Source organism: Sphaerisporangium sp. NPDC049457 (assembly GCF_055586705.1).
The window spans coordinates 604,032-613,944 of the sequence record NZ_JBVJHR010000002.1; the positions used below are offsets into that span (position 1 = coordinate 604,032).

Below are 9,913 nucleotides of genomic sequence, written 5' to 3' on the forward strand. Positions count from 1 at the left end.
TGCGGGGGTTGCCCGCCGTAACCGGCCGGCGGCCCATACCCGTACGGCCCCGGCCCCTGCGGAGCGCCGGGCCCCTGCGGAGCGTTCGGGCCGTGCGGCGTGCCTGGGCCGCTCTGCCCGGGGGACGCGTCAGGTCCCGGGGGGCCGTATCCCTGAGGGGCCCGGCGTCCGTCAGGTGCGCCGGACGGCGGACCGGGTTGCGGAGGGTAAGACATGCCCGACATTCTCGGCTACCGCGTCCCGGCAGACCCCTTGTTATGGGAAATATCATCATTAGCACCGCGGCCGGTGATGTTCCTTCACCCAATCCGGCCACCCGGCCAGGGAAGGCTGGAGGCAGACACGGAACGGGTGGTCGGTCGGGGTACCGGCTTCGATGGATCGCGCGAGTCATCTTCACGCGCACACCGGAGGCCCGTGGTTGCGTCCGCGGAGGAGGCAGGAGCCCGAGCTCGCCGTGCCGGCGTCATCCCCGCGGTGCCGCGCGCTGAAAGTTGCATCGCTCAGACGGACGCGGCGTTCTCCCCCCACTCGCCACCTGCCGTCCGTTTGCGCGCTCCGCCGTCGTCCCGCCGTGCTGTTGACCGGCCGCGCTTCCGGTCCGCATGCTCGTGCGCAATGACGTCTGCGGTGCGCGGAAGGGCTGATCGATGAACGGACGATGGGCTGTCGCCTGGGCCGCCGCGGCAGTGACCGCCGCCGCCTTCCTCATCCCTGTGGCGGCGAGCGCCTCCTCTGGAGGAGGGCTCATGAGTGTGCTGAACATGAGCACCCCCGCCCCGTCGCCGTCGTTGCTGTGGCCGTGCTACGACCCGAAGACCTACCCGCCGAGCACCCCGCCGCTGACGCCGCCGACCGCACCGGGCACCCCCGATGTGGTGATGGTGGCGAACAACTACGTGCGGCTGAGCTGGGCCGCCGCCTACGACGCGGACGGCCTCGCCTGCTACCAGGTGTACGAGGACCGCAACGGCACGAAGACCAAGGTCGCCACCTTCGGTCCCGACGTCACCGAGGGCACGTTCACCGTGGACTATCCGCCGTACGGCACGGCCACGCGGGTCGCCTCCCTCTACATCGTGGCCGTCGACCGCTGGGGAGCGGTCAGCCCGCAGTCGGGGACGATCCAGGTCACGATCCACAACGACGTCGTCCTGCCGCCGTCCCCGACCCCGACCCCCTCGCTCCCGGGTCCCTGTCACGTGACGTACAGCACCTACGGCTGGTTCGGCGGCTTGACGGCGTGGGTGTCGATCAGCAACACCGGCTCGGTCCCGATCAGCGGGTGGCGGCTCACCTTCGACTTCCCCGACCCGGGGCAGCAGTTGACCAACGGCTGGACGGCCCAATGGGCGCAGACCGGGTCGACGGTGACGGCCACGTCGCTGCCGTCGAACCTCACCATCGCCCCCGGCGACGCCGTGACCATCGGCTTCAACGCCAGCCGCACGGGCGACAACCCGTCTCCGACGGTCTTCCGGCTCAACGGCCGCGTCTGCGACTGACAGAGAAGATGGGAATGAGCACCTCCCGGTAGTGGCCGAGCCGGCGACCGGCCGACCTCGGGTCGTCGACCGGATCCGCCGGCCATGGCCGGGAGGTGCTCACGCGCGCTCACCGGACGCGGCGTATGGGCCCCGCGGTATTTGTCACGTCACGTGATGGTGGCGGGTTGGGCGGAGAGCAGGGGTTGGTCCCAGCCGTTTTTGTCGAGGTCCTGGAGTTGGGTGAGGTCCTCTGCGGTGGTGTCGTGGGGGTTGATGTCGTAGTAGCGGCGCATGGCGCCGTCGGGGAGGTGGGCGAAGTAGATGCCGCTGCCGGGGGAGAGGAGTGTGTCGAAGATCTGCCAGGTGCTTGTGCGGAGTACGGTGCGCTTCCAGGGGCTGCCGTCGATGTGGTAGGAGATCAGTTCGCCGTTGCTGGTGGTGCCGAGTAGCCAGTTGGGGCCGGTGGTGGTGAGTGTTTTGAGGGTGAAGTTGCCCTCGATGATGGTGTTGCCGGTGATGTCGGTTTCGGTGGGTTTGGTGGCGGTGATGTTGTAGCGGCGTAGCTGGCCGTTGTAGATGCCGAACAGGTGTCCGGCTCCGTCGTAGGCGAGATGTTGGTGCTGGAAGCCGTGGCCGATGTGTACGGGTTTGTTGAAGGTGAGGGGTTCGGCGCGGTTGGAGATGATGTCGACGCGGTACAGGTTGCCGTCGGGGCTGTCTTCGGTGACCAGCAGGGTGTTGAAGTTGAGTGTGGCGAGGGCTTTGGGTTTGAAGCCGAGGGTGGCGGTGGATTTGATGGCGCCGAGTGTGCGTTGTCCGAGCGCGACGTCGATCGCGGTGTAGGTCAGCCGTCCGTCCTCGTACGCCCCGTACACCGAAGCGACGCCAGTGGGAAGGTCGTCGACGATCCGCTTGTATCTGACCGGGATGAAGCTGCCGGTCATGCTCGACCACGACTCTTGCCCACGCTGGCCGTGAGAGTTGGCCTCCGGGCCCTTCGCCCAGTCGTTCTCATATCCGGCGGAGTCGCGATCCCCGGTCCCGTTGAGCGAGTACGTCCACGCCCCCTCGGTGTGGTCGTTGCCGTCCTTCCAGCGCGCGAAGAGCTCCATGTGCCCGTCGCGAAGGATGGCATCGCCGGGACGAAGATCATGCATGCTATTCAGGCGTTCGATCTCCCTGGATTCATTCAGGGATTGCAGAAAATCGTTGGTACTGTTTCCACCCTTGCCCGAGTTCGCGGTCATGTGCCACGCCATGGAGACCAGCCCCGAGCAATCAGGGCCGTACTTGTTGTCCCCTTCGCGGTCCGTGACCAATGTGCTGGAGTGCCGCGTTTGGTTGTACTTGACATTGCGGTCGACCCAGTTCTGCGCGCGGGCGAGCACTTCCGCACGGCTGATCGTGCCGTTGGGCGAGCTCGCGGCCTGAGCATGGGTGGCCTGGCCGGCGACGTCCACCGCGGTGAGCAAGCCGGTCATGAGGATGGCGTTGAGGGTGGCGATGATGCCGAGCCGTAAGACGGCTTTTTTAGACATGGTTGTCCCTTGAGAGGTGTGACGGATGAGAAAAAGTCGATGATGACGAGGCGGACGACGACGCCTCAGTCACTGCCGATGGTCCCTAAGTCGGGGCACTCCTTTCAGATAGGCGCACACATTGCCAGTGGAGGCGTGACGATTACGTCGGTCATGCCGGGCGGCAGGGGTCGCGCCCCGTCGCGATGAGGTATGACGGAACACTCGCGTCACTAGATCTGCGCTAGATTTTTGGAGGTTCCGACCGCCCGTGCTCGCCCCCGATCTGGAACATCAACATAAGGGTGAGCCTGTTTCCCGGTTGTTAAGGCTTCCCCGGTTGTTGAGGCGTTCCCGCTTGTTGAGGCGGCCCCTGACGCCCGGCACGTCGACCCCGGCATCACCGACTTGTCCGCCGTGTCCCAGCACGCAGCGGCATGGCATCGCCGACGGCGGCCGGGCGGTGGGCGTCTGGGCTGCGGACAACGCGCAGATGTTCCACCCCGCCTCGACGGACGCGGGGGCGCTGCTCTCCATCCTGCTGCGGGTGCGCGACGAGATCGAACGCCGTTGCCGCATCCGCGTCGGCATCGGAGTGCACTTCGGTGACTTCTACGACCTGCCCGGCGACCTCTACGGCATGGTCAAGGTCGCCGGTACGCCGGCCATCTGTCTCTTCGGCGATCCGGCGCCCGCCGTACGCTTCGCCGAGCGCATGCGGGCGGCCCTACGGCCGGCTCGGCGGCTTGACGTCGTGGGGTCGATCAGCAACACCGGCTCGATCCCGATCAACGGGCGGCGGTACGCCGGGAGGTGCTCATGCGCGCTCACCGGACGCGGCGTCGTGTCCCCCGTCAGCCGTGCCGCCGGCGCACCATCTCGGTGATCCAGATGGGAGCGAACGGGGACGTGCAGCCCGGGGGAGTCGGGTAGTCCTTGAGCACCTCCAGGCGCTCACCGATGTGCAGTGCGCGGGCGCGGTGCTCGGCGTGCTCGATTCCGATCTGCGCGAGGCAGTGGTTCATCGCCCACTGCAGGCGATCAGGGGCGGCTTTCATCTCCGCCTCGATGACGTCGAGCAGTCCCGCGAGGTCGAGGCCCTCGGGCTTCTTCGCCACGCGTTCGGTGGTCAGCGCCCAGCCGGCGCTCGCGACCACGGCGTCCGGGTCGGCGGACCAGGCCAGGCGCAGCTCTTCGGAGTGCGGGTTCTTCTTCACCACGTAGTTCACGAGCCAGTCGTGCACCTTGGGGGCGCGCGCCTCGCGCAACATGACGTCCAGCTCGTCACGCCCGAACGCCTTCGGGCGGCAGATCAGGATCGCCAGCAGTCTCGCCGCGGTGTCACCGGTCTCCCAGAGCCGGCGCGCGAGCTCCTGCTGTGTCTTCAGCCGCTTCGCCAGCGCGCGCAACTTGCCGAGGTTCACACCGTGATCGTCACCGTGCCTCTTGTTCACCTCGCGTATCTTCGGGTCCTCGAGCGCGGCCAGCTCGGCCATCACCTCGGCCACCGTCGTTTCGGTCAGCGTCGTCTCGGCCACCTGAGCCTCCTGTTTGTCACGTGCGAGAGCCAGCCTAAGACGGAAGCCGGCCCTGCCGGACGCGCCGATCCGGCGGCGGCCGATCCGGTCCGCCGATCCCGTGCGTCGATCCCGCCATGCTCGTGGCCGCCCGGCCTGTGCTCCTGGCCTCCGGCAGGCCTGTGCTCCTGGCCTCGGGCAGGAGTGCTTCGTCAACGCTCATCGTCCAGCCACTGGGGGTGCTCCCGCTTCGCCCAGGCCCGCGCCACGAATCCCGTACGCATCCCGCTGCGCGCCTGCGGATCCCGGTACGCCAGCCGCACGTGCCCCAGCAGGACGACAGCGATGGCGAAAGCCGTCACGTCGTGCACGAAGATGGCGCTCGTCCGCGAGACCCCCGGCAGGAGTCCGGTGAACCACATCAGCAGCCCCGTGCACAACATGATCGGCACGGCTCCGGCGATCCACCCCGCGTAAATCTTCTGGCCGGCGTTGAACTTCCCGGCGGGCCGCAGGGCGGGCGACGTCCAACCCCTGCGGACGGCCCGCATCCACTCGTTGTCGTAGCGCGCCCACCGGTTCAGCCTGCGCAGGTCGGCGCGGAAGGCGGAGGAGGCCAGGCCGAGCAGGTACGGAGCCGGGAGCAGCAGGCCCGACCACTCGTGGACGACGACCACCAGGTGGCGGCGGCCGACCAGTTGGGCCAGTGGCGAGAAGTACAGGCAGGCAGCCGCCGCCACGCAGAGCAGCATGAGCACGGCCGTGGCACGGTGAACCAGGCGCTCGGCGCGGGTGAAGCGGAGGACGCGGTGCCGGCGCTCAGACGGAGCGGTCGGCGCCTTTGAGCCAGCCGTCGACGTCATAGCCGTACTCCTCCCAATAGCCGGGGATGACCTTGTCGGTGACCGTGATACCGGACAGCCACTTGGCGGACTTGTAGAAGTACATCGGCGCCACGTAGAGCCGCACGGGCCCGCCGTGTTCGTGGGTGATCGGCTTTTCGAGCATCTTCAGTGCGATCAACACGTCCGGATGGCGGGCCTGGTCGAGGGTGAGGCTCTCGCTGTAGACGCCGTCGAAACAGGTGAAACGGATCGCCTTCCCCTCGGGCCGTACGCCCGCCACCTCCAGCAGGTGCGAGAGCGGCACGCCCGCGAAGGGCGTCCCCGGAACCCGCCACCCGTCGGTGCACTCCACGTCGCCGACGATGGCGCTTCGCGGCATCGTGCGCAGGTCGTCGAGCGTGTACGTCGCGGGGCGATCGACGAGGCCGTCGATGCTCAGCCGGTAGTTCGTGTCATTCTTGTGGGGCACCGAGCCCGCCACGCTGAAGTAGCGGAAGCCGCTGGGATCGGGCAGCAGCCCGCTGAGACCGGTGGGGTCGTTCTGCGAGACGGTTCCGAGGGCCTTCTCCCAGCCGGCCTGTACGTACGGGGCCGTGACGAGGCCGGCGGCACCGGCGGCGAGCATCGAGAGCATCACCCGCCGCCCGATGGGCGGCCCGCTTTCGGTCTCTTTTCGGAAATCGCTCATACGGTGATTGGAGCAGCCCGAATCGCCCTCCACGAGTGGCCGCGGATGATCGTAAGACATCCGTCAGACCTGCTCATCGCCTGCATCACCGGATGGTCACCGCACAACGACAGAAGGTGGCTCAAGCCTTCACCGGACATGATCTAGGTGAACTCTCCAACGGGGAGGCCTGCGGGTAGTCCAGCGGCTGACGCAGCAAGCTAGGCGGTGATCTCCTACTGCACTAGGAAGAGGCTTCCTAGTGCAGTAGCATCCTATGTTGTGACCGAGATCCCCCCGCACATGCGACAGCTCGCCGAGATCGCAACGATCGTGGCGGCCGCAGGTGCTACAGCTGACTGGCTGTACCACCTCAGGGGCGACATGTGCGCCTTGCGTGTGATCAAGGATGGCGTCATCTCGGTTCCCATCATGATTCCTGCCGACCCGGATCGCGACCCGGAGCTCTTTCGCGAAGCCGTCAAGCGGCTTGAAGCAGTCGTAGAGAGGATGAGTCGATGAGCAAGACGATCATGTATGTCGTCACCTATGAAAACGGGCGGTGGGTGTCGCGCTGCCCTACCGGTGAAATCGAGGGAGTCGGCGTGGCAAGCTCCCTATCCCAACTGGAGCGTGACTTGGCAGAGATTCACGCCTGGGCATGGCCCGAGGAACCTCCTGGCGTGGAGTTCGCCTTCGATCTTCCCGCGGAGGTGGCGGTGGTGGTGGCGGAATACAGCCGCGAGAAGGAACTGGCCGAAGCGCATACCAAGCGCGCTGCCGAACTCGCGGTCAAGGCTGCGAAAGTACTGACGAGCCACTGGTCTGAGCCGGACACGGCACGCGTCATGGGTTTGTCCAAACAACGCGTCCACCAATTGAAGGTGATCGCCTGACGATTGTCGGGGCGCTTCGCCGACGCGCATCCCGCAATCAAGTTGTCGGCTCTCAGCAAGACCTACCCGGAAACTTGCGGAGATCCGCGTCTCCGAAGATTCTCAGGCGAGCCTGGGCCAGTTCCTCGTTGGTGAAAAGGTCCGCGCTGTCCTCGGTCCAGCAGGTCGGCGGACAGGGACCAGTGCCGCAGCAGGAACTCTTGGTAGACAGGGTTGGCGATCTTTGGCGCTCCGGTTCTCCGAATGAGACCCAGATCGCGAACGTAGGAGACGTCGTCGTCGGAGGGCGCCTCCGTGCCCGGCGTTGTTCGCTCTATGGTCGCGCGGATCACCTGTTCCACCCGGGGCTCGTAGAGTCGCGCCCTGAGGACGTCCAGGTGGACGGGGCGCTCCTGGATCAGCCGCTCCTTGGCCTCATTGATCTGTCGGGTGGTGACTACGCCGCTCGTCCCCATCTCGAACGTGACTTCGTAGGCGAGGGCGTTGACCAGCCACGGCTGGCCCTGGGTCAGGTCGAAGACTCGGTCAATGGCGTCCTTGGTGAACTCCTGGCCGGTCGCCTGAGTGTGCTGGTCGTACAGCTCAGTGATCTGGTCGGCGGTGAAGTCACCCAGGCGCAGCGACTCGGTGATGATGGCGAACGGGCCGGCCGGATTCGACCAATCGCGGTTGCCCTCAGGGGTGACCTTGTAGTCGGGCACATCGCGGAACCCGCACAGCACCACGGAGAAAGGGAACGGACGGCCCTCATGCCGGGCGTTGTGGCCGTCGCGAAGCTGGCGGAAGACGCTGACCATGCTGGCACCCTGCAGAGCGTCGATCTCGTCGAGGATCAGGACCACCCGCTGCGGGCAGCGGCGGCACCACTCGCTCAGCGCCGTGCCAAAGCGACTGCCTGGTGCGACTTGGGGCCAGGTATCTGGTGGCAGCAGTGCATCCGGCCATCCCGACCACTCGGCGGCTTCGTGGAGAGACTGCAGCAGGATCGACTCCGCGGTGGCGTAGTCGTCACCGGCCGCCTTGGCGGTCTCGCAGGAGAACATCAGGGTGGCGATGTCGCCCTCGGCGTTCAGCTCCGACGCCAGAGCGTCCAGCGCGGTCGTCTTCCCGGTCTGCCGGGGCGCGTGCAGCACGAAGTAGCGGTCCATCTCGATGAGCTCGCGCACCTTGGAGAGCTGCGACGTGGGCGGGAGCATATAGTGACGCCTCGGGGTGCAGGGGCCGGTGGTATTGAAATACTTCGCTCGGGGTGGCCGCATGGTCACAGTCTGCCATCCCCAGGAGGAAGCCCGCTCCCGGCTGCGTCCCCTGCTCCGCGACGCCAACAATCGGGGAGCGACAAGCGACTGGAGTAACCTGCTGCGCCGTCCACCAGAACTCGTCGGGCACGAGGTCACCCCGGCCAGGTTCGCTATCCGGTGCCGCGGCTCGATGAAGAGCAGTACGCGCAACCGTTTGAGCAAGACCAGCCGTAGACGGTCACCGTCAGCCGTGGACAGTTGGACGAGACGAGAGAGCCCCTGGCGGCACAGTTGCCGGCCAAGGGCTCTCTGGTGATCGGGGGTGGTAGGGCGGGTGGGACTTGAACCCACGACCTACGGATTATGAGTCCGCTGCTCTGACCGGCTGAGCTACCGCCCCGCAAGCCTGGAGTCTCTCATAAGTTGGCGGCCATGTGAGCATGGCGAGTTGTTCACTTTGGCCGCCTCCTGCACAAGTTTGACAGATCGAGGGCGCGGGTGGGCGGCTCGGGTGCTCGGGAGCAACTCACCTTCGGCTCGGCCGGCAGGGAGATGTGCAGGTGGGGCCGTTCATGGGCGATTTCAGCCGGCGGGCCGGACGGTCAGAGCGGTGGCGTCGAGCAGGCCATAGCGGGCGGCCGGGGCTCCGGTCACGTAGGCCCAGTAGCGGTCCCCGTACGACCAGTGCCACCACTCGGTGGGGTAGTTGATCAGCCCGGCCGCCGTCAGGACCGAGGCCAGCAGGCGCCGGTTGCCGGCCGCCTCCGGCGAGATGTCCGGGGAGGCGGTGTAGCACGCCCCCTCAGGGCCGGTGGGCGTGGCGTTGACCTCCGTGCCCATCGGCAGCTCCGTCCCGGCCTCGGTGCAGAGGGTCAGGTCCACGGCGGCGCCCGCCACGTGCGGCGCCACCTCGGGAGGGGAGATGTACCGGCCCGCCTCCCGCCGAAGGCGTTCTCCGCTCCAGTCCGGGTGCAGGCCCCGGAGCTCTTCGACGGACTCGGCGAAGTACCGCTCCTGCAGTACGGGCGGACGGTATCCCTCGATCACCAGGATCCGCAACTCCCGCGGCAGCAGCGCCTGAGCCGCCACGAGCCGCTCGGCGACGCTCAGCCGCAGGTGCGCGTAGGCCCCGGCCGGATCCGCCAGCCGCTCGTCGATGAGCATCCCGTCCAACCCACGCAGGTCGGCCAGGGGTTGGCCGCATTCTTCCACTGGCAGCGCGAGGATCCGGGGGTCCGACAACAACGTGATCTGTGGCATGGGTGGAGACACCTCGTTCTTGGTGGGGCGGCGCAAGGGGGAGTGCCCCTGTGCCGTCCGAGTGACCGGCGGTACAGGGGCGTGGGTCAAAGGAGGCCCGGTGGGTTATCGGACGATGCCTTGGGTGTCGGTGCCGTCGCCGTTCCAGTCGCCGATGACGGGGAGGTCGGCGGTGTTGCCGAAGGGGACGGGCCTGGTGGTTTCGGTGGCGCTGGTTACGGGGCTGGTGCGCAGGTAGAAGGTGTAGCCCATGCGGACGCCGATGTTGGTCTTGCCGTCGCCGTCCCAGTCGCCGGCGAAGGGGGTTGCGTAGTCGTTGCCGTATTTGAAGTGGTAGTCGGCGTCGCCGCTGGCGGGGTTGTTGGAGATGTAGAAGATGCCGGTGGCGGGGTCGTAGGCGCTGGGGGTGTCGGTTCCGTTGCCGTCCCAGTCGCCGACGATGGGGATCCAGTTGGTGTTGCCGTAGCCGTAGCTGGTGGTGGT

The 9,913-nt window shown here is 67.1% G+C and carries 11 protein-coding genes and 1 tRNA gene; 4 read left to right on the forward strand and 8 right to left on the reverse strand.

From position 1 onward, the window contains the following. Positions 1-749: 749 nt before the first annotated feature. On the forward strand, positions 750-1,505 hold the full coding sequence (locus ACZ6QO_RS05900; protein ID WP_465848044.1) for a cellulose binding domain-containing protein: 756 nt from the start codon (positions 750-752) through the stop codon (positions 1,503-1,505). Positions 1,506-1,654: 149 nt separating this feature from the next. On the opposite strand, the gene ACZ6QO_RS05905 is transcribed toward ACZ6QO_RS05900, so the two are convergent. Continuing rightward, the gene (locus ACZ6QO_RS05905; protein WP_465848046.1) at positions 1,655-3,025 is read right to left on the reverse strand and encodes a hypothetical protein; all 1,371 of its coding nucleotides are present in this window, start codon (positions 3,023-3,025) and stop codon (positions 1,655-1,657) included. Positions 3,026-3,467: 442 nt separating this feature from the next. On the opposite strand from ACZ6QO_RS05905, the gene ACZ6QO_RS05910 reads away from it, so the two are divergent. Continuing rightward, the gene (locus ACZ6QO_RS05910) at positions 3,468-3,890 is read left to right on the forward strand and encodes a hypothetical protein (RefSeq protein WP_465848048.1); all 423 of its coding nucleotides are present in this window, start codon (positions 3,468-3,470) and stop codon (positions 3,888-3,890) included. Here the strand turns inward: ACZ6QO_RS05910 and ACZ6QO_RS05915 are convergent. The 3 genes from ACZ6QO_RS05915 to ACZ6QO_RS05925 form a co-directional block, all read right to left on the reverse strand. Beyond that, positions 3,859-4,500 (reverse strand): DNA alkylation repair protein, encoded by a 642-nt coding sequence (locus tag ACZ6QO_RS05915; protein ID WP_465848095.1) that lies wholly within the window; start codon positions 4,498-4,500, stop codon positions 3,859-3,861. The two genes, ACZ6QO_RS05910 and ACZ6QO_RS05915, sit on opposite strands and share 32 nt — an antisense overlap. Positions 4,501-4,733: 233 nt before the next feature. After that, on the reverse strand, positions 4,734-5,384 hold the full coding sequence (locus ACZ6QO_RS05920; protein WP_465848050.1) for a cytochrome b/b6 domain-containing protein: 651 nt from the start codon (positions 5,382-5,384) through the stop codon (positions 4,734-4,736). Continuing rightward, positions 5,341-6,054, reverse strand: coding sequence for a molybdopterin-dependent oxidoreductase (locus tag ACZ6QO_RS05925; protein ID WP_465848052.1), 714 nt, complete (start codon positions 6,052-6,054; stop codon positions 5,341-5,343). The genes ACZ6QO_RS05920 and ACZ6QO_RS05925 overlap by 44 nt, the downstream gene beginning before the upstream one ends. 261 nt (positions 6,055-6,315) lie before the next feature. On the opposite strand from ACZ6QO_RS05925, the gene ACZ6QO_RS05930 reads away from it, so the two are divergent. Then, complete coding sequence (locus ACZ6QO_RS05930) at positions 6,316-6,555, forward strand: hypothetical protein (RefSeq protein ID WP_465848054.1); 240 nt, start codon at positions 6,316-6,318, stop codon at positions 6,553-6,555. Then, complete coding sequence (locus ACZ6QO_RS05935; protein ID WP_465848056.1) at positions 6,552-6,929, forward strand: hypothetical protein; 378 nt, start codon at positions 6,552-6,554, stop codon at positions 6,927-6,929. Before ACZ6QO_RS05930 ends, ACZ6QO_RS05935 begins: the two co-directional genes overlap by 4 nt. A gap of 62 nt (positions 6,930-6,991) precedes the next feature. Here the strand turns inward: ACZ6QO_RS05935 and ACZ6QO_RS05940 are convergent, their stop codons facing one another. From ACZ6QO_RS05940 to ACZ6QO_RS05955, 4 genes are all read right to left on the reverse strand, one after another. Then, positions 6,992-8,125, reverse strand: a complete 1,134-nt coding sequence (locus ACZ6QO_RS05940) for an ATP-binding protein (protein ID WP_465848058.1) — start codon at positions 8,123-8,125, stop codon at positions 6,992-6,994. Between the two features lie 368 nt (positions 8,126-8,493). Then, a tRNA-Ile gene (locus ACZ6QO_RS05945) sits at positions 8,494-8,570 on the reverse strand. A gap of 182 nt (positions 8,571-8,752) precedes the next feature. Beyond that, positions 8,753-9,430 (reverse strand): M15 family metallopeptidase, encoded by a 678-nt coding sequence (locus ACZ6QO_RS05950; protein ID WP_465848060.1) that lies wholly within the window; start codon positions 9,428-9,430, stop codon positions 8,753-8,755. Between the two features lie 105 nt (positions 9,431-9,535). Beyond that, on the reverse strand, positions 9,536-9,913 hold a 378-nt coding region (locus ACZ6QO_RS05955), incomplete at its 5' end, for a hypothetical protein (protein WP_465848061.1).

Excerpts from the sequence above, each read along its gene's own strand:
- ACZ6QO_RS05900 (WP_465848044.1), top strand. The coding sequence starts at position 750 with ATGAGTGTGCTGAACATGAGCACCCCCGCCCCGTCGCCGTCGTTGCTG.
- ACZ6QO_RS05905 (WP_465848046.1), bottom strand. The coding sequence starts at position 3,025 with ATGTCTAAAAAAGCCGTCTTACGGCTCGGCATCATCGCCACCCTCAAC.
- ACZ6QO_RS05915 (WP_465848095.1), bottom strand. The coding sequence starts at position 4,500 with ATGGCCGAGCTGGCCGCGCTCGAGGACCCGAAGATACGCGAGGTGAAC.
- ACZ6QO_RS05920 (WP_465848050.1), bottom strand. The coding sequence starts at position 5,384 with ATGACGTCGACGGCTGGCTCAAAGGCGCCGACCGCTCCGTCTGAGCGC.
- ACZ6QO_RS05925 (WP_465848052.1), bottom strand. The coding sequence starts at position 6,054 with ATGAGCGATTTCCGAAAAGAGACCGAAAGCGGGCCGCCCATCGGGCGG.
- ACZ6QO_RS05935 (WP_465848056.1), top strand. The coding sequence starts at position 6,552 with ATGAGCAAGACGATCATGTATGTCGTCACCTATGAAAACGGGCGGTGG.
- ACZ6QO_RS05940 (WP_465848058.1), bottom strand. The coding sequence starts at position 8,125 with ATGCTCCCGCCCACGTCGCAGCTCTCCAAGGTGCGCGAGCTCATCGAG.
- ACZ6QO_RS05950 (WP_465848060.1), bottom strand. The coding sequence starts at position 9,430 with ATGCCACAGATCACGTTGTTGTCGGACCCCCGGATCCTCGCGCTGCCA.